Origin of the sequence: Shewanella chilikensis (genome assembly GCF_002836945.1) — a bacterium.
GTDB classification, from domain to species: domain Bacteria; phylum Pseudomonadota; class Gammaproteobacteria; order Enterobacterales; family Shewanellaceae; genus Shewanella; species Shewanella chilikensis.
In genome coordinates, this window is the sequence record NZ_NIJM01000052.1 from 1 (window position 1) to 22,061 (window position 22,061).

Here is a 22,061-nt window from a genome sequence, read left to right on the forward strand (position 1 = left end):
GTCTGCGAGGAGACTTGTCCATCCTTTTTATAGACAAACGCCCTAAGCCAAATCGGCCTAGGGCGGTAAAAATATCAAAGACCCGATATCCTGTTAATCACAAGGCAGCTCCACTTAAGTGAACTACGTTGCGCCAAGTTGCGGGGATTTTTTTAGCTAGCGCAGGGGGATTGAGAGTTGCAGAGCCTGAAGGCGCGCCCGATTCAACAGCTCACATACCCCTGTGGCCGGGCGTTCAAGGTTGGCGGGCAAACATTGCAGTACCCCGTGGGCTTTGGCCAATGATGACTAGAGGAGGTTTATGTTTTACGGTAGGGAAGTGCTTCTTTGGGCCCTTATCAGGGCCCAAAGCGCGTAGATTTAGCCTTTGATACTGAAGCTGCCTTGCATTACGGCCCAGTGGCCGGGGAAGGAGCAGAAGAAGTTATAGCTTTCTTCCTGTGTCATGCCTTCGGTGCTGAAGCTGATGCTGACTGATTCGCCGCCACCAACCAGAGGAGTATGGGCAATGACCCGCTCATCACCGGCTTTAACATAGGCGGCATCGGCGCCCGCTGCCATACCATCAGTGGCAATGCCCTGCATATCGGCGCTCTTGCTCAGAACCCAGTTGTGGCCCATGGCTGTCACAGGTAGGGTGCCGGAATGAGTCAATGTCAGTTCTACCGTCTTGCAACTGGCGGGAACGCTGAGTTCTTTGGTATCAAATTGCATCGCATCGTTGGCTGTGATGGTCAGGCTGCATTCGTCGGCGCTGGCAGTACTGCTGATAACGGCGCCGGCTCCCAACAGGGTAATACCCGCGAGTCTCTTGGTTAACTTATTCATTTTCAATTCCTTTTCTGGTTTTAGGGTCGATATTTCTCTCGACAGTACGAGAGCCCCGCAGGCTCCCGCCTGGGTTAATCATAACGGTATCTAGCTTAAATGAGAATTAATCTCAGAATTTTAACTGTCAGCCGTGGCAGGAGCAGCTGACAGTTGCTTGGGCTGTGATAGACTGACAGCCGAATCAATACTTGCCACGGAGGCACTCATGAAAGGTCCTGGTTTTTGGTCATCTCTTGTTCTGGGCGGCATATTGCTCACAAGCCCTTTGGCGTTGGCCGACGACAGCGCTCGTCGGGCCCAGGTGGAGCAACTGCTGCTGGAAATGCAGATGGACTCCATGATGGACACGGCATACACCCAGATGGAACAGATGATTTTGGGCATGCAACAACAGTTCAATATCAAGGAGAGTGAAAAGCCTTTATTTGAAGAGTTTGCCCGTAAGAGCACGCAGATCTTCAAACAGGAACTGGGCTGGGACAAACTGAAGCAGCCACTGACAGATATTTATGTCAAGCATTACAGTGACAAGGAAATTGCCGATATGCTGGCGTTTTATTCCAGTGATACAGGGCGTTCCATGGTCGCCAAGATGCCGGCTGTGATGCAGGAGTCCATGATGATGACCCAATCGCTGAGCCAGGGGCTGCTGCCCAAAATGGAGCAACTGCAGCAGGAGTTTGCCAATAAGCTCAAGGCTCATAGAGAAGCCCATTCAGGCGAATAATTTGACTGGCAGTCAGTATAAAAAACGGGAGTCTATGACTCCCGTTTTTGTGGTGTTAATGGCTTGATTATAGCTCGCGGCGGTAGGGTATACCGCGCTGGGCACCATGGCGGGTCACGGCTATGGAGGCGGCCTTATTGGCAAAATCCACAGCTTGCTCTATGGTCAGTCCTTCACTTAAGGCCACCATCAGGGCACCATTGAAAGTGTCTCCTGCGGCCACAGTATCAATCACCTTGACCGGATAACTAGGCACCAGGCCCTCAAACTCGGGATGACGCACATAGGCGCCGCGACTGCCGAGGGTGATCACCACTGTGCCCACCCCTTTGGCTTGCAGCGCTGCAGCGGCTCTGGCGGCGCCGGCTTCATCTTCTACCTTGATACCGCTAAGGGCTTCTGCCTCGGTCTCGTTGGGAGTGATGATATCCACCAAGGCCAGCATATCGTCAGCCAAGGGGCCGGCGGGTGCCGGGTTTAGGATAGTCACTGTGCCCTGTTGCTTGGCCAGTTGCAGCGCAGCTTTGACTGATTCCAACGGCGTTTCCAGCTGTGCCAACAGATGGCTGGCGCCTTTGAACAGGTCTTGATGACAATGGACATCTTCAGGCTCCAGGCTGGCGTTGGCACCTGCGGCCACTCCGATACAGTTTTCACCGCTATCACCAATGAAAATCATCGCACTGCCGGTCGCCATTGCCGGCATTTTCTTCAACCCCTGTGGGTGAATGCCATCGTCCAACCAACTCTTAATCATGGTATCGGCAATGGCGTCGTCCCCAAGATGGCAGATAAAGTCCACTCGGGTGCCAGGCTGTGCCAGTCTGGCGGTGGCGACCGCTTGATTGGCGCCCTTGCCGCCATGTTCCAACCGGTAGCTGCGGCTCATCAGTGTTTGCCCTGGCTCGGGCAGGTGACTGAATTCCATCACATGATCGGCGTTGGCACTGCCGATTATCACTAGTCTGCTCATATTTTAATCCTGATAGGCGTAGAGGCTATTAACCAGCAGATCCACAAAGCCTTCACGATCCAGATGCATCAGCACCTTGGCGTTGGCGGGTTTACCGGTCAGGTGGTAACGGTCGACTACAGTCATCCCTACAGTCAGCTCGCTCTGGGTTTCGATGGCCACATGGCAGTCCAGGCCGATGAACAACTCAGGCTTGAGCAGCCAGGCTATGGTGCAGGGGTCATGCAGTGGTGCGCCATCAAAGCCCCACTTGGGATCCTTGTGGTAGATAACAAAGAATTCCAGCAGATCGGCAACACACTTGGCAACCTTGTTGGGAATCGCGCGGAACCGGGCCACATCCTCTTCCATGATCTGCGCCTCATGGGTCACGTCCAGACCGGCCATGACGATAGGGATCCCTGACTTGAACACCATGTCGGCCGCTTCCGGGTCAACAAAAATGTTGAATTCGGCGGCAGGGGTCCAGTTGCCGATACCGGCGGCGCCGCCCATCAGCACTATCTGTTCGATACGGGATTTGAGTTCGGGATAGGCACTCAGGAAAATCGCGATATTGGTCAAGGGGCCCGTGGGCACCAGAGTCACCGGCTGGCTGCTTTGGCGGATTTTTTCGGCCATCAGTTCCCAAGCCATCACTGGCTGAGGTTCAAAGGCGGGATCCGGCAGTTCAGGGCCATCGAGCCCGGATTCACCGTGAACATTGTCGGCAATGATCAGCTCCCTTGCCAAAGGCTTGGGGGCGCCGCTGGCTACAGGTATATCGGTTCTGCCCAGTAGAGTAAGTACTCGCATGGCATTGTTGAGTGTTTTTTCCTGGGTTTGGTTACCTGCGCTGGTGGTCACGGCCAGCAGATCCAGCTCAGGGTTGGCCAGGGCCAGGATCAAGGCGATGGCATCATCATGGCCAGGATCGCAGTCGAGAATGATAGGGCGTTTCATGCTGTTACTCCTTTCGCAATTTGCCCGAGCATAGCATGACTCTGTGGCGTGCGCAGAACCCAATGGCAAACTGTGAAGTGTTCCTCAACAGATTGTTGAAATCTGCTACAATCCGCGCCTTTAAAGGATTGATTCAAAGGGGACCCGGTGGGAAAGATACGGGCAATCTGGAAAGACCTGGCCTTTATCGGCTTGTTTGCGCTGACCGGTGGGCTGTTCTCGGCTCTTGGACTCTATTTTGTCAAAGAGAGTGTCCAATCCTGGCAGGAAGTGAATATCCTGCTCGAGAGAGGCGCTGAAACCCAAGGTTATATTGCCCGGCGTGCTCAACAATACGTTCCACCGGGGCGCTGGGGCATCGGCCGTTATGAATGGGATTGCTTGCTGCATTATCAGTTGCCGAACGGCAGTGAGCATCAGATCTGGGATCCCCCTGGCCTGCTTTGTGACTCAAAAAGTGTCGGTGAGTTTGTGAGCCTTTGGTATTTGCCGGAGGAACCTGGCATAGCGCGCACCGATATCCAGTACTATCGAGAACAACAAAATACCTGGCTCGAGCTGTGGGGGATTCTAATCGCGCTATTGCCGCTGGCCATTGGCGGAAAGTTTGTGGGTAAAACCGTCCAGAGTTTGCGCTTTCTTCGGGCTCGGGAGCGGTTGTCGCCAATAGTTGAGCAGTTACTGGAGGCCGATAACCCCGCCGAGTTACTGGCATTACTTGAAGCCAACCGGGCCAGCCCGGCCAGTAGCTATTTGGGGCGGCAGGCCCTTGGCTATATCGCCGCCAGACCTGAATGGCAGGTGCGTTTTCTTGCTTGGTTTGTTCCCGTTTGTCTCAAGTGGGAGCAGCCAAGTAAAGGCGAGGGTGTTTCTGGTCTTGGGCTTTCATTGCAATTGGCGCTCGGTCGCCGCTACCCTGAGTTTACCCTGGCACTGCTCGATGGCATTCGCAGCCTGTTTGCTGAGCATGAGCTGGCGAAGATGGTCTTCTCCCAGCACCTTGCCGAGCTGCAACGCAAACCCTGGAGTGCTGAAATTCAAAAGCAATTCAACGCCTTGTTATTGGGGCGGCAAATGCCTTTGGGGGACAAAGGATTTATCCACACCGAAGTGAGCCGATTGGTTTGCCTGGAATGGCTTTTTAATAACCTGGAATCGCTGCCCGGTGTTTGGCCCAGCGCTGCGAGCGCCTTGCTCAAGGCACTCGTAGCACAGCCGCCACTGAATCCTTTGAGCCGTAAACAGCGTAAAAAACAAGCGCTGCATTGGCGCTATATTCTTGGCAGCCTGGCATCCAAGTCTAACTCAGGAGCAATTGGTCGAAAGCGCCAGGCACAGCTGGATCAAATTGAAGCCGATATCCAGGCTCTGGCCGCCAGCCGTGGTTTTACGCTGAGCAGATAAGATGAAAAAGCGTCGATACGCTATCTATTGGTGATATCTGTAAAACAATGACGACTGATGGGGTGAGATATCTCTGATTCTGTGGCCAATGGAAGGTAAATCTCTTTTCTGTCACTTTGCAGTTCATTCAGGTATGTTAAAATTGTTCGCTGTTTCAGGGAGTCAGAAACTCTGATGAAACTTTGGTCGCCTTAAGCCATTCAATAATTGGTGCGGCGTTTTCGGATCTTGGATCTGTTATTGGGAGAAAACATGGAACATTTCATCGGAGCCATCAAAAAATACGCCGACTTTACCGGTCGAGCTCGTCGGACAGAATACTGGATGTTTGTTCTGTTCTATATCATTTTCAGTATGGTTGTCAGTGCTATCGACTATGCACTGGGTACCACAGTGCTGGGGCTGATTTATTCTTTGGGTCTGCTATTGCCCTCTATTGCTATTGCGGCACGTCGTCTGCATGACACTGACCGCAGTGGTTGGTGGCAGCTGTTGGGACTAATCCCTGTTATAGGTTGGATCGTGCTGCTGGTTTTCTACTGCCAGGACAGCGAAGTAGGTGACAACCGCTTTGGCAGTAACCCCAAAGAGCTGGGTTAACAGCTAAGATAATGGAAAGGGAGCATCTGCTCCCTTTTTGTTTTTTTAGGGTAAATCTGCAGCGGTCAGTCAGCGTCAAAATTAGACATTTATCCATATAGACGTCTATAATGCCCGCTCTCGGCCAGAGCCGAGAATGACAGCACAGTATTTCAGTCAACCTCTCGTGGTGCCCCGGAATTAAAGACCGGGGATAATCGGGAAGCCGGTGAGAATCCGGCACTGCCCCCGCAACGGTAAATGGTGAGAGACAGGCGCGCCCAAGCGGCGTCATAAAAGCCGGTTCTTGCGCGGTCAACCGCATAGCCAAAGTCCGGAGACCGGCCCTGGAGGTATTTCGATGATTTCGGTGGGCAGATCTCGAAATGCGGCAGCCAAGGGGCTCTCCCTGCCGTGGCACTCTTGCCCCGTTTCCCTTTCAGGAGTCAAAGGAAAATGGGTTTCAAACTAAATCATCTCGCGCTGCTTTGCGGTGCATTTACCTCTGTTCCCGTCATGGCGAGCGTGACACCCAAGGCTGTGGATGAACAGCTGGTGGTCATTGGCCGTCAGGATGACACGCCGCTCAATATTGCTGCCAATGTGGTGGTCATAGATGCCGCCGATATTCAGCAAAGTGGTGCCAGTAATCTGAGCGAGTTACTGCGTGGCCGCAGTGGCATTCAAATATCCGACAATAACTCAGGGCCTGTGCTGGCGATGCGCGGTTTTTCTGCCAGTCAGGCGGTGAATAACACCCTGATACTGATTGATGGTCGCCGACTCAACAATATCGATATTGCCGCTCCCAGTCTGAGTGCCATTGCAGTCAATCAGATTGAAAGGGTGGAGATCCTATCCGGCAGTGCCGGGGTGCTTTATGGCGATCAGGCCGTCGGTGGGGTGATCAATATTATCACCAAGGCACCCAATGCCAGCGGTGGCAACCTGACCCTCTCAGGTGGCAGCTTCGATACCTACGAAGGCCGTGGCGATCTGTCCGGTGCCATCAATGACAACTGGCGTTACTATTTGGCTGCTGCTTATAACGAGAGTGACAACTACCGTAAAAACAATGCCAACGAAACCGGTTCTGTGCTGGGGCGTCTGCAATATGATTCAGAGTTGACCAACTTCTTTGTCGAAGGCAGTTACTACGATAATAAGCGTCAGACCCCTGGTGCGTTGACCAAGGCACAGTTTGAGGTCGATCCTCGCCAGGCGACATCGACGCCGGGGGATTACAACCATGAGATGACTTCCGCCTGGCGTGCTCATATTCAGCGCCAGGTGCACGCCAACTGGGCTTTGGTTGCGGACCTTAACTACAGTGACACGCTAGTGTCCAGCGTCAGCTATGGCAGCCCAGGTCGGAATGAGCGCTCGTTGTTGGAATTCAACCCCAAGGCGCTTGGGCGTTATCAGACCCGCAATGGTGAGCTGAGCATAGTCATAGGCGCAGATATTCAACGGGGTGAAACCGAGTTCGATCTCAGTTATATGCAGCGCAGCAATACCCAAACCATGACCAGCACCTATCTACAGGCCAATGTGCCACTGACCAGCAGCCTGAGCTATGTGGTGGGTGGGCGCTATGCCAAGGTCAAGGATGAACTCAAGGATGGTAAAGTTTATCCCAATGGCATAGATCTGGATGAAGACGCTCACGCGCTCGAGTTGGGACTCAACTATCGGCCGCTGGAAGGCCACAGATTTTATCTTCGCGCTGATGAGAGCTTCCGTTTCGCCAAGGTCGATGAGCAAGCTTATACGCCGCCAACGGTCGTCGGCCTCAAGCCGCAGACCGGCCGTTCCATTGAAGCCGGCTGGGATTGGACCTTGAGCAACCAGAGCCTGCGTCTGAACCTGTACCGGCTGTCGCTGGAAGATGAAATTGTTTTTGATCCCAGTGCCGATATGCCTATCGGCGGCGCTTTCCCCGGTGCCAACGTCAATGCCGATGCCTCCCGCCGTTATGGCGCCAGCCTCGACTGGGACTGGCAGCTCAATGAGATGCTGCAGTTGGGACTTGAGTACAACTATATCGATGCCGAATTTACTGAAGGCGCCAACAAAGGCAAATCTCTCTCCTGGGTGGCCGAGCATTCCGGGCGTGTCTACACCAGTGTGGACTTTGGCAAGCATTGGCAGCTGTTTGTCGAGGGCCAGTATCTGGGCGACAGATATATGGAAGGTGACAATGGCAACCAGCACGATAAACTGGACAGCTACTGGCTGGGGAATATCGCCCTCAACTACAGCCGTGATGCCTGGCTTGCCAGCCTGAGGGTCGATAACCTGTTTGACAAGCAATACGCCAGCTCGGGTTATTTCAGTACCTGGGGCGATGGTTATTACTCGGGCAGCGGCCGCGCGCTGAGGTTCAGCGTCAGCTATCGCTTCTGATTCAGGAAGGTGCGGATAAGTCCTTGTGGCGCTTTTCATAGAAAGCCGGGTTCCCCCGGCTTTTTGCTGCCCGTATCTCGATCTGTTTTAGTTGAGGGCTTGGGCTTTTTTCAGCAGGAAAGCTCCCACTGATAAGGAGGCAAGAGCCGAAATATGAACCTTGATTTCAGATATGGTTTGAGGGGCGTGGTCATAGCTCTGTTGTCGCTGTTTTTGCTGGCTTGTTCCGAGCCCAAGTTGGCTTATATCGGCAGCAATGGCAAACTGCTGGCCTTTGGTGACAGCCTGACCCAAGGCGTGGGAGCCAAGACCGGGCAGGATTATCCCAGTCATCTGGCTGAGTTGTGCCGCTGTGAGGTGATCAACGCCGGGGTTTCCGGTGAGCAATCGGCTGCCGGGCTTGAGCGTTTGCCGGCGCTGCTGGATGAAACCAAGCCGGATCTGCTTATTTTGCTCGAAGGCGGTAATGATATTCTCCGCGGCCGCAACCAGGCGCAATTGGCGCAAAACATTGAGGCCATGTTATTTGAGGCCAAGGCCCGGCAAATTCCGGTAGTGCTGCTGGCTGTGCCGCAAAAGAATCTATTGCTGTCGCCCCTGCCTTTGTATGCCGAACTGGCCGACAAGCACGGCGCCATCTTGTTGGAGGAGACTCTGTCTGAGCTTTTGCGTTCAAACGAGCTCAAGTCTGATACTGTGCATCTCAATCAACAGGGCTATGCGCGTTTGGCGCAAGTCATCTTCTCCAAGCTGCAGGAGGCGGGCGCTTTTTGATGCTACTTTTTGATTCTATTTGGCAAAAACTGGGCTAATTATCGATTGAACTTGACCCTGGTGGGCATTTTGTGGGTAAATTCTCTGCCATAATAAATGGCAATAGTGCCTTCATAATAAATAACAGCAGGTTTAAAGAATCACATGACAGATCTTGAGCAGCAGGTTTTTACTCAAGTGCGTGCCATCATAGCCAACGAAGAGCAGGTGATAGGTCGCCGCGGCATCCTGATCCCGCTTAAGAAGGCCATTATTGCTGATGGCGATATCCGCAATGTGATTGATATTGTCGCGACCGATCCCGCGCTGGCAGCCCATCTGTTGTGGCGCAGTAATAACGCGCTCTCACCTTCCGTTCAGCCAAACCGCAGCCTCAAGGATGCCTTGGTGCGCCTTGGACAGGTCAATATCTACCGTTATGCCTTTAGTTTCTATCTTAAGGAGCGGCTCGATGAATTGCCGCAGCCATATCGCAAGCTGGTACAAGGCTATTGGCGTTTGACCGAGTCAGTGGCGATCGAATCTGTGGATAGTTTGCATCAGATGCAAGGGGTACAGATAGACGCGGACGAAGTGCAGACTCTGGCACTATTCAGTGTATTCGGTCAGATAATAGCCCTGACAGCGTTTGCCTATCTCAACGCCGAAGCCGAGCAGTGCTTTCCGCTGGGCATTATCAAGACATTAATAGATACTCAGCAGCAAACACTGACGGTGGAAGCCTTTGAATCTCTGGGGTTGGATGATGAGCTGCAAAATGAGTTTATGGTCGCCCATAACTTGAGACAGACCCGGGATCCCCATTCACCCGGACTGGTACTGAGAAGGGTATTGTCGCAGCGCGGCTTGCTGCTAAATCCACTCTAAATCTTTTTGTGACTGTCGCCGACTATCAGTGACTGTGGCTGCCGCTCAGTCAGTGCCTGTCCTGGCGCTGTAATCCCTCTTTGGCTATTAATTCCAGCAGCCTTTGCAATTGCACTCTATTGCTGCTGTCGCGGCGGTAGGCTCCGAACAGTGGCCGTTTCAGGCCTTCCTGCCCCAGTTTTACAGAGGTCAGGCTTAAGCCCTGGGCCTCGGTCAGTGACCAACTGGGTAAAGCGGCTACTCCTTCCTTACAGGCGATGCGTTGCAGCAATACATTGGTAAGATCGCAGCGTTTTTGTGGGCCGGGCACCACCCCGGCCGGCTCGAGGAAGTGACGGAAAATATCCAGCCTTTCCAGCGGCACCGGATAACTGATGATAGCTTCCCCTGCCAGTTGTTGCGGCAAAATATAGCTGTTGCTGGCTAAAGGATGATCTTTGGCCATCACCAGTCTCACTTCAAAATCAAATAGATGCTGGTAGGCAAGGGCATGGCCGGGCACAGGATCTGAGGTTAGCACTATATCCAGCTCACCGGTTTCCAGCGCATTGAGTGAGTCGAACAGGTGGCGGCTTGAGAGATCCAGGTTGGCATCAGGATAAGACTGATGAAAGGCTTCCATTACAGGCATCAGCCAGCGAAAACAACTGTGGCATTCAATACCTACCTTTAATGGGCCGCTGCTTCCAGATAGACCGCGTTTGAGCACAAATTCGGTTTCCTGTACCCGAGGCAGTATCTCTTCTGCCAGGCTCAGCAGGCGACTGCCCTCAAGCGTGAAGGTTAGAGGTTTGCTTTTGCGGACAAATACCTGGGAGTTAATCCGGGTCTCCAACTCTTTAATCTGGTGCGACAGTGCCGACTGAGTGACAAAGCGTTTCTTCGCCGCGCCGGCCAGGCTGCCACTTTCTTTCAGTGCTATCAGAGTACGAAGGTGTCTCAGTTCTATCATTTCCTCTCCACATGAATGCCGCTCATGTTGCCCTTGAATTCAATTCGGTTGCCTGTGCTGAGACTAACACAATAAACTTCTAGACGTCCAGACGCCCAGTTTGATTTGTTGTATTACGGCGTCGCCAGTCACTTGCAGCACAATTTACAGAGGATGGTATACATTATGCGATTAAACAGTCTTGGTTTTCCCCGTATCGGGCGTCGACGTGAACTCAAGTTTGCTTTGGAGAAGTATTGGCGTGGTGAGTCCAGCCAAGCCGAACTACAGAGTGTTGCCAAGGAGCTTAGGCGCATCCATTGGCAGTGGCAGGCTGATGCCGGGGTAGAGCTGTTACCGGTCGGCGATTTTGCTTACTATGATCAGGTGCTGACCTTGAGTGCGACTCTGGGGGTAATCCCCGAGCGTCACAGTGACGGCGGCGCTGTCAATCTCGATACCCTGTTCCGGGTTGCCCGTGGCCGAGCACCCAGCGGTAAGCATGCGCCGGCGTCTGAAATGACCAAGTACTTCAACACCAACTACCATTATCTGGTGCCTGAGCTCAGCGAAGATCAGCGCTTCGATATTGCCTGGGAGCAGTTGTTTGAAGAGGTGACCGAGGCTCAGGCGCTGGGCCACACTGCCAAGCCGGTACTCTTGGGGCCGGTCACTTTCCTGTATCTGTCCAAGACAGTGGGCGCAGAGTTTGACCGTTTGACATTGCTGCCGGCGCTGCTGCAATGCTATCAAGCCATTCTGGCCCGATTTGCCGCCCAGGGTGTTGAATGGGTGCAATTGGATGAACCTGCGCTGGCACTTGAGCTGGATGACAACTGGCAACAGGCCTTCAATCAGGCCTACGGCGTGCTCGAGTCGGCGCCGCTCAGGCTGTTGCTGGCAACCTATTACGGCACTGTAGCCCATCATCAAAGTCTGTTGTCGGCACTGCCGGTGGCGGGTATTCACCTGGATCTGGTCACCGCGCCCGAGCAGTTGCAGGCCTTTGTCGGGGCATTGGCGCCCGAACAGGTGTTATCGGTTGGGGTAATCAACGGCCGTAACGTCTGGGCCGCCGATCTGGATCTTGTGGCCGAGCAGTTGGCGCCACTGGCGCGTGATTTGGGAGACAGGCTCTGGCTCGCCACTTCCTGCTCCCTGTTGCATACCCCGGTGGATCTCGAGGTGGAGACCGTGCTGGCGCCCGAACTTAAAAGTCTGCTGGCATTCGCCAGGCAAAAACTCACCGAGTTGCAGGAGCTCAAGGCGCTTTTGGCGGCGCCTGAGACGGAAAGCGCCAAAGCTGTGGTCGCCCGTTGCCGAAGTCGGCGCGCGGCCAGGGCGCAGGGGCGCAATCAGCAGCTCAGTGCCAGAATCGATGCGCTGAGCGCGGCCGATTACGACCGAAACCATGAGTTTGAGGTGCGCAGACAAGCCCAGCAGGCCAGGTTCAAGTTGCCTTTGTTGCCGACGACTACCATAGGTTCATTCCCGCAAACGGCAGCCATTCGTAACCTTCGCAGCCGCTGGCGCAAGGGTGAGTTGGACGATGCTGTGTACACAGAGCAACTGCAACAGGTGACCCGAGATACCATAGAACGTCAGCTCAAGCTGGGAATAGATGTGCTGGTACACGGTGAAGCCGAGCGCAACGACATGGTGGAATACTTTGGTGAACAGCTCGATGGCGTTGGTTTTACCAAACATGGCTGGGTGCAGAGCTATGGTTCCCGCTGCGTCAAGCCGCCGCTGATCTACGCCGATGTGACCCGTCCCAAGGCGATGACAGTTGACTGGGCCGAATATGCCCAGAGTCTTACCGACAAGCCGGTGAAAGGCATGCTGACCGGTCCCGTGACTATATTGCATTGGTCCTTTGCCCGCGAGGATATCAGCCGCGAACAGATAGCGACTCAGTTGGCCCTGGCGATACGCGATGAAGTGGTGGCATTGGAGCAGGCGGGCATAGGCATTATCCAGATTGATGAACCGGCTTTTAGGGAAGGCTTGCCGCTTAAACGCAGCGATTGGGCCCATTATCTCGATTGGGCCGTGGCCGCTTTCAAGCTCAGCGCCGCCGGTGTCAGAGACGAGACCCAAATTCACACCCATATGTGCTACAGCGAATTCAACGACACTATTGCGGCAATTGCCGCCATGGATGCCGATGTGATCACCATAGAAACATCGCGCTCACGGATGGAGTTGTTGAATGCCTTCGAAGACTTTGACTATCCCAATGAAATCGGCCCTGGGGTTTATGATATTCACTCCCCCAATATTCCAACAGTGGAGGCCATGGTAAGCCTGATTGAAAAGGCGGCGCAGAAAATTCCTCTGCGTCAGCTCTGGGTCAACCCGGATTGCGGCTTGAAGACCCGTAACTGGGAAGAAGTCGAACCGGCTTTGAAGAACATGGTTGATGCCACCAGGGAGTTGCGACGTCGACTCGGGTGATAAAACTCTGTGGTTAATAATAGTCAGGGGCGCAATGCGCCCCTGATGTTGATTGACTTCAACGCGGTAAAGATTCAACTCATGCTTATTCCCAGTATCATCAGGCCCACAGTGCCCAGGATGATCAAGCTTGAAAAGATTGTGCCCAGAATGGCGAAGATTTTCTGGCGCTCTTTTTGTACCAGGCCACCAATACCCAACCCCAAAGACACCAGACAGACCAACATCATAAAGATGATCATTAACCCCACAAGAACCGCTTCCATGGAGTTTTCATCCATGCCGCCCGGTGTTGTTGTTTCCAGGGTTCCGGCAACAATAAAAGTAATAAACAGGGCTATTCCACTCAATATGCTGGTGACAAATGAGGCTATCCCTGGACCTGAATGTTTTAATTGCATGGCAATCCCTTGATTTTTTCTGATGGTTATCCAACTGAGAAATATACAGAAACCAAGGGAAATATGCCATTGACCATTTCTGTCTATACTCAGGTCACCAACCGGACTCAGATAACTATCAGGAGAAGCCCCATGAGCCATGTATACAAGATAATAGAACTGACAGGTTCATCCCCCATCAGCTCGGACGAAGCGGTCAAGAATGCCATCGCTGCGGCCAGTCAGTCGCTGCACAATCTGCGCTGGTTTGAAGTGATAGATACCCGTGGCCACCTGGAAGCCGGTGTTATCGCTCATTGGCAGGTCACCATCAAGGTGGGTTTTACCCTGGATTAGGCTTGAATTCAGGCGTCTCTTGGCAAACCCTTTTCCACTATCCGGATCAGGCGATCCGTCTTACGGACGGGAATGGGCGCTGTGTTCTTGCCGCTGAGTTTTTCTGCCTGCTGCGCCAGTGCCCACGTTATGTGTTCTGCGATCAGTTCAGAGGCATCTGTCAGTCGCTCCTGCAAGGCGGCAACTATGGTTTCACTGCCGGGCGCATTGCCCAGTGCCACCGCAATATTGCGCAGCCAGCGTTGATGGCCTATGCGGCGGATGGCGCTGCCTTCGGTATTCTTCAAAAACTCGACCTCACTCCAGGCAAACAGCTCCAGCAGCTTGGGCTGTTTCAGTTGTGGCCTTAAATGAAAGTCTGTCTCTGCGGTCAAGGGGGCGGCACGGTTGATGGGGCATACCAGCTGGCAGTCATCGCAGCCGTAGATGCGATTGCCTAGCAGTGGCCGAAACTCCAGTGGGATGCTGCCGGCCAGTTCTATGGTGAGGTAAGAGATGCAGCGACGTCCATCGACTACATAGGGCTCGACTATAGCGCCAGTTGGGCAACTTGTAATGCAGGCGACGCAGGTATTGCAGCCTTCGGCTATGGCGACATCCACGGGCAGCGGCAGGTTCACCAGCAGTTCGCCGAGGAAAAACCAACTGCCGGCTTCATGGTTGAGGATCAATGAGTGTTTACCTGTCCAACCGATCCCGGCCTTTTCTGCCAGAGGCCGTTCCAGAATGGGCGCCGAGTCGACGAAGGGCCGAAAGCCACAGCCTTCAAGTTGCAGGGCTTTGAGCGCTTCATCTATACGTTCGCCCAGCTTTTTCAAGCGATTACGCATCAGCTTGTGATAGTCACGGCCGCCGGCATAGCGGGAGATATAGCCGAGGTTAGGGTCTTTGAGGTTGAGAGCAAATCCGGCTTGGGGCGGCAGATAGTCCATCCGTACCGAGATGACTCTTAAAGTGCCGGGATGCAGTTCGGCCGGGCGGGCCCGCATCATGCCGTGGCTGGCCATATAGCCCATTTCACCGTGATAGCCCTTATCGAGCCAGGTCTGTAGCCTGGGCTCTTCGCGGCGAAGATCTGTATCCGTGATCCCAACTTGAGCAAAACCCAGCTCTTTGCCCCAAGCCTTTATGTCGCGGGCAAGCTTACCAAGCATACAGGGATCAAATTGTGGTGGTTGAGGAACAGACATTAACAGAGGCTGACCGGGAAAAAACCTGATTATATCAGTAAAGCTGAATCGCTCACAGTTGCCGCAAACGGCGATTTTGGTTTTTGTCGATGCTATGCTGGAACCGAGGGGGAATAAACATATGTCGACAATTAAGCCTCTGTTTTGGGCCTGCTTGATTGTGTGTGGCTGCATTCTTGCTGGTTTCGTCCAGGCCGGGAATGAGCCTCCCGAGTCCAGACTTGCGCCTCTGAGGCTTTTGACAGAAGCTTGGCCCCCCATGAGTTATGAATACCAAGGACGAACTGATGGTTATGCCGTTGCCCTGGTTATGCCGTTGCCCTGGTTAAGGCGTTGAATTACAAAGTCACCGCCGCCGATGACGAGCCAGTCATAGAGATCTTGCCTTGGGCCCGCGCCATTAATATGGCAACTCATCATGCCAATATCCTGTTATTTGCCACTTCTATTGATGAACAGCGACGGCAGCAATTTGATTTTGTTGGACCGATTGCCGAAACCCGTATCCAGCTCTATGCCCGCATGGATGATGATTTCACTCCGGCAGATCTGTCACAGGCGGCTGCGGCGGGTAATATTGCTATTTATCGTCACTCTCCGGCGCAAAGATTGTTGAGGGATATTGCGGATGAGAGGCTGCTAATCTCAGGTTTTCCTCAGTATTCGGCCAGACAGTTGTTGCATAAGCGGGTGCGTTATTGGTGTCAGGCGGAGATCGCGGTTAAGGGCGTCTTGCGGCAATTGGATCAACCGTTGACTGCAGTGCGGCCTGTGCTGGAATTGGCACACTTGCGGTTGTATCTGGCGTTCTCCAGTGGCACAGATCCTGCGCGAGTTAAAGCCTGGCACAAGGCGCTGGTGGCATTACAGCTAAGTGGCGAATTTGATGCACTGTATTTTGAATGGTTTGGAGCAAAGCCCTCACTGCCTGAGGCTGAAGTGTTATGGCATAGCCACTGAATTACTGATTGGTGAGGGCGGTTCAGGCGCTTTCTACCCTATTACGCCCCTTATTTTTGGCGCGGTATAGAGCGTTATCAGCCTGTTTAAGCAGCTCTGAAAACTGTAACTCGGTATTGAGAGTCGCAACCCCGGCACTGATAGTGACTCTGGACTCGCCGGCAAGCGCCTCTGGGCTTGATTCTGCCAAGGTTTGACGTAAACGCTCAGCAATTTTCAGGCATTCTTCTCGACTGGTTTCCGGCAACAGCAGCAGAAACTCTTCACCACCGATCCGCCCCAGTAGATCTTGCTCACGAATAAGCGTTTGGCTTACGCTCGCCAGGTGCTGCAGTACCTTATCTCCGCCATCATGACCAAACTGGTCGTTGATATCCTTGAAGTTATCGGCGTCAAACAGAATAACAGACATAGGTATGCCTGAATGTTTGGCCTGATTGAATAACGCTTCTCCCCTCTGATAGGTATAGCGTCGGTTGGCCAACTGAGTGAGATGATCCGTTTGGGCTATCTTCTGAAATTGACGTGACTTTCCGGTTTGTTTATAGGCCAGAATCGCCATAATGAAAATAATGATGCTGGCAAGGATCAGCACCGCCAGCTGCAACAGGCGGTTTTGCTGAAGTATCTGCACCTCCTGTTCTTTGAGGCGCTCGCTTTCCAGCAGACGTTGATTTTCTTTTGCCATGCGGTCGGCATTGAAGCGGGTACGCATCTCTGTGGTGCGGTATGACTGAAGCTTATTATCCAGTTCAGAATGCAGGGAGATATATGATTTGAGCACGTTTGTTGATTCTTGCCAAAGCCCCTGTGCGGCAAATATTTCGCTTTTGAGCAGGTAGAGTTCGGCCAATCCCCTGTCATTACTGATATCCCGAAAACTTTGTTCTGCCTTGGCCAAGGGGACCATAGCTTGTTCCGCCTGACCTTGGCGCAGCAACACATCGGCGCTGTAGAGTTGCATAAAACTGTAGAAGCCACCCTGTTGCTCGGTCACAAATGGTTTGGCACGCTCCAGCGCCTGTTTGGCATCTTCTATTCTGTCGAGTTTCAACAGTGAACCTGCCATATTGACCGAAACTCCTGCAGCTTCGATAGTCATTCCTTGTCGTTTGAGATAGTTGTAAGACTGCTGGAATTTGGTCACAGCCGCTTCAAAGTCCCCCAATTCCTCGAGCGCTATGGCCATCTCACCATTGACAATATAGGCCTGCTCTTCATGGCCACCTTGGCGATAAGCCTGTTCCAATTGGCGGTAATAGTTGAGTGCGCTCTGCGGATCGCCGAAACGACGGAAGCTGGTAGCAAGATCAACCAAGTTGTAGCGGCTCCAATAATCCAGTTTGAGTTGTTCATAGAGCTGTTGGGCGGTGAGAAGATCTTCCAATGCCAGTGCAAAATTGCCCTGAAAAGAATACATGGCGCCACGCATACTGCGGGCATCCGCGATTAACCGACGGTCTTCGAGTTGGTAGGCTTGTTGTAAGGCTTGGTCATAGTCGGCTTTGGCCTGCTCCATATTGCCTTTGAGTTGAGAGTACCAACCATGGCATAGGCGAAAGTCGGTCAGGGCTTCCGGATAAGCTTGATTTTCAGCCATCTGTACTTGGGTATTGGCGTAATCTATTGCCGCATCAACCTTGGCATTATTATTGGTGTCATAGCTCCAACAGCGGGCGCGCCTGAGCCTTACTTGGCGATCCAGATCTTTATCGGCCAACAATTGGGCTATTTGCTCCAGAGTTTGTTCCACCTTGGCAACATTATTGACCTGCCCATTTTCAAGCAGTTTGAATAACTTATCTGCCTCGGGGTTATCCAATGCCAGAGCGAGCGGAACCATGCCGGACAAAAGTAGCAGAGCGAAGGCTGATTTCAAAAAGTATGACTTCACGCTTACCGATAGAGATATGTTTACATTATGTTACTAAGCATACGCACCAGGGCATAGGCTGACCAGCAATAAATCGTTAAATTTGCTTAGCAAGCCGGGTTTCATCCTATGCCTGTTTCCCGGTTTTGAGCGCGGTTGGCCCCGTTCTTTGGCTGACTTTTTGTATTTCCAGGGTGCCAATTGGAGATGGATTGCTGTTTAATGCCGGTGCTATACTCGCCGCCAATCGCTTTTAGACGGAAGAAACAATGACTCAAGTTGATGCTCAGTACCGGCAGCAGGCGCGAAGCGCCGCCATCAATATCTGCTCTCAGGTATTACCTATGGATAAGTTGCCGACGGCGCTGAAAGAAGCCTATGACAATCTGTTTGAACAACTGCTGGACGATAAGGAGTCTGAGTTCAAACAGGCTTGGGACAAGTTGCCGCCAAGTGCTGCCAAGTTGCTACCCAGAGCCGATTTTCACGGCTTTTTTATCGCATCAGCCTGGTTGCAACTGAGTTTGATGGCCCAGGATATCGCCCAGTTGGCGGATACCGACGAGGCCATTGCCGAGCAGGAATATAGCGGCATATATGATCGTATTTCACAATCGGCGCTCAAAGAGAGTGTACGTAAGTTGAAAAAGGCCCGTACCGATAGGCGTTTACTCAACAGTATTCGAGATGTGATAGCCAATGGCTGAATAAAAAACCGGCATTATTTTTAATGCCGGTTTTTTTATGGGCGGACGCTCTTAGAAGGAAGTACGCTTGTAGCGGCGATACTCAGGCTGCCAGAAATTACTCTCGATAGCCTGTTGTAACATTTCATCGGAAGTCGGCAATGCGTGGCCTTGCTCGATGGCGACCTTGCCGACGGCAAAGGCGATGTGCTTGCTGACCTTCTGGATCTCTTCCAGTTTAGGCAACAGGGAACCACTGCCGTTGAGTGCCAGCGGCGAGCATTCTGCCAGAGCGCGGCTGGAGGCCATCAGCATCTCATCAGAGACCCGCTTGGCACCACTGGCCAATACTCCAAGGCCTATGCCGGGGAAGATATAGCTGTTGTTGCACTGGGCGATTTCATAGGTTTGGTTGTCTATGACCACAGGCTCAAAGGGGCTGCCGGTGGCAACCAGCGCCTGGCCATTGGTCCAATGCAGAATATCCTTGGGCGTAGCTTCAACTCGGCTGGTGGGGTTGGACAGCGGGAACACTATCGGTCTTGGGCAGTGGCTGTGCATGGCGCGGATGATCTCCTCGCTGAACAGTCCAGGGGCGCCGGAAACCCCGATAAGCACAGTCGGCTTGCCGTTGTTGACCACATCCAGCAGCGAGATGTTGTCACCGAAGTTGCTCCACAGCTGCAGCTCTTCGCGCCTTTGCGCCAGTTTTTGCTGGAATGGCAACAGGTTGGGCATATTGTCCTGCAACAGTCCCCAACGATCGACCATAAATACCTGACGTCTGGCCTGCTCATCACTGATCCCTTCGGAAACCATCTGCGCAATAATCGCTTCGGCGATGCCGCAGCCTGCGCTACCGGCGCCGAGGAAGGCAACCCTTTGCTGGCTCAAGTGAGTGCCTGCGGCCTTACAGGCAGCGAGCAGTGAGCCAACTGTGATGGCGGCGGTTCCCTGAATGTCATCATTGAAACAGCAGTATTTATCTTTGTAACGCTCCAGCAGCGGCATGGCGTTTTTCTGGGCGAAGTCTTCGAACTGGATCAAGGCCTCGGGCCAACGGCGATGAACCGCCTGCATAAAGGCTTCAATAAATTCCAGATATTCTTCGCCGCCTATGCGCTGGTGGCGCCAACCCATATACATGGGATCTTCCAGCAGATGCGGGTTATCTGTTCCCACATCCAGGGTAATGGGCAGAGTGTAAGCCGGGCTGATGCCGCCGCAGCTGGTGTAGAGCGACAGCTTTCCAATCGGGATCCCCATGCCGCCGATCCCCTGATCGCCCAGCCCCAAAATACGCTCACCGTCGGTAACCACTATTACCTTCACCTTGTGACGGGTGGAGTTGTTGAGGATGTCGTCGATGCGATCCTTATTCGGATAGGAAATAAACAGGCCGCGGTTACGGCGGTAGTCTTTGGAGAAGCGTTCACAGGCCAATCCGACGGTTGGGGTGTAGATGATAGGCATCATCTCTGTGATGTGATTCTGAACCAGACGATAGAAGAGGGTCTCGTTGGTGTCCTGGATATTGCGCAGATAGATATGCTTGTCCAGATCATTGCTGAAGTTCTTGAACTGATCGTAGGCACGTGAGGCCTGCTCTTCGATCGTTTCAATCACGTAGGGCACCAGGCCTTCGAGGTTGAAGAAAATACGCTCTTCCTCGGTAAATGCACTACCTTTGTTGATCAACGGCGCTTCGAGAATAGCCGGACCGGCAAAAGGCAGATATAAGGGGCGTTTATTATCGTCCATGGCTAACCTTTTATGTTCTTTGTTGGTGGATGACGGGCTGTGATCTAAATCCGCATAGATTACCACGAAATGTGATCTTTGTTGCCTGTGGGCGAGGGCTTGAGCAAAAATTTTGTTTAAAACGCGGCAAACCGGGTTGGTCTGAGCCTAAGGGGGGGAATGACACAAAACAAAGAACCAGGCGGATGCCTGGTTCCAAAGGAGATAGCTGCTGTTGCTTGTTGGCTTATTTGCCGCGGTATTTAAGTGACAAGCCCTTGATAAAGTTACGCATCAACTGATCACCACAGTAGCGGTAATGCTTGTGCTCAGGATTGCGGAACAGGGCGCTCAGCTCAGCCTTGCCGATACGGAAGTTGGCCAGTTCAAGAATGGCAATAATATCTTCTTCTTTCAGTTCCAAGGCGATTCTGAGTTTCTTGAAGATGATGTTGTTGTTCAGGCTGGGCAGCGGCTGCGGAATGCCACTGCCGGGACGCAGGCCGCGTTTGTCGATGATCACGGCATCGAGAAACTGGCACAGGGTACGATCGTCACAGGGACGGAACCCTTCTTCATCTTCTTTCTTGAGCAGGCCGGCCAGCTCAGCTTCACTCATTTCACGCTTCATTTTGGCGTAGAGACGCAATACCTTGGAGTCGTTGAAATTAAAGACAAAGCGCAAGCGGCGCAGAATATCGTTGTTGGTCATGAATGTCCCTGGGCCGGTTTGACTCCCGGCTTAGTTTTAACACTGTCTGGCGATTGACTTAGGTGCGTTAGGCGCGGAGGCTCCGCAATATTGCGGCATTATACCTAAAAGCCGGGCAGATTTGCCGCTTTTTCCAGTGGACAGTTCGCGGCCGTTTCGCGCACCGCCTGTCGCAGCTTGTCGTGAAGGGCGAACACCCGGCCTATATCTTTGAGTGACCAAGAGGTGTTTTCCAGTACCACCAGATTGAAGCCCGAGTCCGGATAATAAATCGCAGTGCTGATATAACCCGCTATGTAACCACTGTGGCTGAACTCCAGGGGCAACTCAGGGCTCAGTTGTATTCCGGCGGCATAATTCAGCTCTCCCCAACGATGGGGGCGTTTGCCTCTCGGCGCCAGCAACTGCAAATAGCCGCCACGGCTAAGCAGTTGCCCCTGATGCAGGGCCTGCTGAAAGTCGGCAAAGGCAGAGGTGGAGCCAATAAGGGCGCCGCTGGCCAACAGCTTATCTGTGAGGGTCAACTGCTCGGCCACGCTCTCAAAGCCGCTGTCTGTCTCGGTTCTTCCTATCGCCAGATGGGGTAACTGTTCCTGGATACTTTCAATACTGCCGGTGCGGGCCTTGAGCTCAAGCCCCTCGGCATCAAAGAAGCGCTGCAGCAATTGAGTACCGCTGCTGCCTTTTCGCTTGAGGATCTCGGCCAGCAGCCAATAATTGTCATTGCTGTATTTAAAATCGCTGCCCGGGGTGAACAGCAAGGCTTGTCCTTGGATGCCTATGCCGGATGTGTGGCTCAGCAACATGGCAACTGTGATGGCCGGATCCAGTTCGGCCTCTTTGCCGAGCAGGGTGGCGGCGCTGTCATTGAGATTGAAATCGCCTCTTTCTATCGCCCGCATCACCAAGACGGCAAACACTTGCTTTGACAGTGAACCCAGCACAAATTGGCTATCAGAGGTGATGGGTTTGCCCTGGCTTTCTCCGGCCGCATGGCTCAGCAGTGTCTTTTTACCTTGCCTCAACTCGATTACGCCGCTGAAGGGCAGGGGGTTTTGCTTGATTATCAGCTGCAGTTGTCGTGTCAGCTCTTCGCTGTGGCAGACAGATGGCGCCGAACCCTTACCTGGTGCCGGCTCTTGTTCGGGCCCTGGCGCCGCGCTCAGGCTTAAAGTGAATCCCAGCAGGCAGGCCATGGTGATGCCTTTGACTGTCGATGAGAGGTTTGGCCCTAAAAAGCGCGGCTGCGCCAGCGGTGAGGAGTTCATGCAA

20 protein-coding genes and 1 riboswitch are annotated in these 22,061 nt (G+C 53.1%); of the genes, 10 read left to right on the plus strand and 10 right to left on the minus strand.

The window, feature by feature from the left end; all coding sequences use genetic code 11:
• Positions 1-360: 360 nt before the first annotated feature.
• Positions 361-828, minus strand: a complete 468-nt coding sequence (gene azu, locus CX651_RS16155) for an azurin (protein ID WP_101056868.1) — start codon at positions 826-828, stop codon at positions 361-363.
• A 208-nt stretch (positions 829-1,036) separates the two neighbouring features.
• On the opposite strand from azu, the gene CX651_RS16160 reads away from it, so the two are divergent.
• Positions 1,037-1,558, plus strand: coding sequence for a DUF2059 domain-containing protein (locus CX651_RS16160; protein WP_198552061.1), 522 nt, complete (start codon positions 1,037-1,039; stop codon positions 1,556-1,558).
• Between the two features lie 67 nt (positions 1,559-1,625).
• Here CX651_RS16160 and rbsK read toward each other — a convergent pair whose 3' ends face one another.
• Complete coding sequence (gene rbsK, locus CX651_RS16165; RefSeq protein WP_101056869.1) at positions 1,626-2,531, minus strand: ribokinase; 906 nt, start codon at positions 2,529-2,531, stop codon at positions 1,626-1,628.
• 3 nt (positions 2,532-2,534) lie between these two features.
• Complete coding sequence (gene rihA, locus CX651_RS16170; protein ID WP_101056870.1) at positions 2,535-3,473, minus strand: pyrimidine-specific ribonucleoside hydrolase RihA; 939 nt, start codon at positions 3,471-3,473, stop codon at positions 2,535-2,537.
• Positions 3,474-3,620: 147 nt separating this feature from the next.
• Between rihA and CX651_RS16175 the strand changes: the two genes are divergently transcribed.
• The 5 genes from CX651_RS16175 to CX651_RS16195 all read left to right on the plus strand — a co-directional run bounded on the left by CX651_RS16175 (position 3,621) and on the right by CX651_RS16195 (position 9,503).
• Positions 3,621-4,877, plus strand: a complete 1,257-nt coding sequence (locus CX651_RS16175) for a hypothetical protein (protein ID WP_101056871.1) — start codon at positions 3,621-3,623, stop codon at positions 4,875-4,877.
• Between the two features lie 252 nt (positions 4,878-5,129).
• Positions 5,130-5,477: a DUF805 domain-containing protein gene (locus tag CX651_RS16180; protein ID WP_039035572.1), complete on the plus strand. Its 348-nt coding sequence runs from the start codon at positions 5,130-5,132 to the stop codon at positions 5,475-5,477.
• 150 nt (positions 5,478-5,627) lie between these two features.
• Positions 5,628-5,820, plus strand: a riboswitch (cobalamin riboswitch).
• A 92-nt stretch (positions 5,821-5,912) separates the two neighbouring features.
• A complete protein-coding gene (locus tag CX651_RS16185; RefSeq protein ID WP_101056872.1) occupies positions 5,913-7,862 on the plus strand; it encodes a TonB-dependent receptor in 1,950 nt (649 codons plus the stop codon).
• Between the two features lie 153 nt (positions 7,863-8,015).
• A complete protein-coding gene (locus CX651_RS16190; protein ID WP_101056873.1) occupies positions 8,016-8,636 on the plus strand; it encodes a GDSL-type esterase/lipase family protein in 621 nt (206 codons plus the stop codon).
• Between the two features lie 144 nt (positions 8,637-8,780).
• Entirely contained in the window at positions 8,781-9,503 is a 723-nt protein-coding gene (locus CX651_RS16195) for an HDOD domain-containing protein (protein ID WP_101056874.1), read from the plus strand.
• Between the two features lie 49 nt (positions 9,504-9,552).
• On the opposite strand, the gene CX651_RS16200 is transcribed toward CX651_RS16195, so the two are convergent.
• Positions 9,553-10,455: a LysR family transcriptional regulator gene (locus CX651_RS16200; RefSeq protein ID WP_101056875.1), complete on the minus strand. Its 903-nt coding sequence runs from the start codon at positions 10,453-10,455 to the stop codon at positions 9,553-9,555.
• A 165-nt stretch (positions 10,456-10,620) separates the two neighbouring features.
• Here CX651_RS16200 and metE point away from each other — a divergent pair, with 165 nt between their 5' ends.
• Positions 10,621-12,891, plus strand: coding sequence for a 5-methyltetrahydropteroyltriglutamate--homocysteine S-methyltransferase (metE, locus tag CX651_RS16205; RefSeq protein ID WP_101056876.1), 2,271 nt, complete (start codon positions 10,621-10,623; stop codon positions 12,889-12,891).
• A 74-nt stretch (positions 12,892-12,965) separates the two neighbouring features.
• On the opposite strand, the gene CX651_RS16210 is transcribed toward metE, so the two are convergent.
• Positions 12,966-13,292 carry a hypothetical protein gene (locus CX651_RS16210; RefSeq protein ID WP_096140927.1) on the minus strand — a complete coding sequence of 109 codons (327 nt, stop codon included), beginning with the start codon at positions 13,290-13,292 and terminating at the stop codon, positions 12,966-12,968.
• 132 nt (positions 13,293-13,424) lie between these two features.
• Here CX651_RS16210 and CX651_RS16215 point away from each other — a divergent pair, with 132 nt between their 5' ends.
• Positions 13,425-13,628 (plus strand): dodecin, encoded by a 204-nt coding sequence (locus tag CX651_RS16215; protein WP_025009040.1) that lies wholly within the window; start codon positions 13,425-13,427, stop codon positions 13,626-13,628.
• A gap of 8 nt (positions 13,629-13,636) precedes the next feature.
• On the opposite strand, the gene queG is transcribed toward CX651_RS16215, so the two are convergent.
• Entirely contained in the window at positions 13,637-14,782 is a 1,146-nt protein-coding gene (gene queG / locus CX651_RS16220; RefSeq protein ID WP_232788338.1) for a tRNA epoxyqueuosine(34) reductase QueG, read from the minus strand.
• Positions 14,783-15,151: 369 nt separating this feature from the next.
• On the opposite strand from queG, the gene CX651_RS16225 reads away from it, so the two are divergent.
• Positions 15,152-15,778 (plus strand): substrate-binding periplasmic protein, encoded by a 627-nt coding sequence (locus CX651_RS16225; protein ID WP_157822695.1) that lies wholly within the window; start codon positions 15,152-15,154, stop codon positions 15,776-15,778.
• 22 nt (positions 15,779-15,800) lie between these two features.
• Here CX651_RS16225 and CX651_RS16230 read toward each other — a convergent pair whose 3' ends face one another.
• A complete protein-coding gene (locus CX651_RS16230) occupies positions 15,801-17,657 on the minus strand; it encodes a tetratricopeptide repeat-containing diguanylate cyclase (protein ID WP_146226021.1) in 1,857 nt (618 codons plus the stop codon).
• Between the two features lie 263 nt (positions 17,658-17,920).
• On the opposite strand from CX651_RS16230, the gene CX651_RS16235 reads away from it, so the two are divergent.
• Positions 17,921-18,358 (plus strand): DUF3069 domain-containing protein, encoded by a 438-nt coding sequence (locus tag CX651_RS16235; protein WP_071477365.1) that lies wholly within the window; start codon positions 17,921-17,923, stop codon positions 18,356-18,358.
• Between the two features lie 51 nt (positions 18,359-18,409).
• Here CX651_RS16235 and CX651_RS16240 read toward each other — a convergent pair whose 3' ends face one another.
• The 3 genes from CX651_RS16240 to CX651_RS16250 all read right to left on the minus strand — a co-directional run bounded on the left by CX651_RS16240 (position 18,410) and on the right by CX651_RS16250 (position 22,057).
• A complete protein-coding gene (locus CX651_RS16240) occupies positions 18,410-20,098 on the minus strand; it encodes an NAD-dependent malic enzyme (protein WP_101056879.1) in 1,689 nt (562 codons plus the stop codon).
• A 226-nt stretch (positions 20,099-20,324) separates the two neighbouring features.
• Entirely contained in the window at positions 20,325-20,789 is a 465-nt protein-coding gene (locus CX651_RS16245; protein ID WP_025009045.1) for a YehS family protein, read from the minus strand.
• Between the two features lie 104 nt (positions 20,790-20,893).
• Positions 20,894-22,057 carry a serine hydrolase domain-containing protein gene (locus CX651_RS16250; protein ID WP_101056880.1) on the minus strand — a complete coding sequence of 388 codons (1,164 nt, stop codon included), beginning with the start codon at positions 22,055-22,057 and terminating at the stop codon, positions 20,894-20,896.
• Positions 22,058-22,061 lie beyond the last annotated feature (4 nt).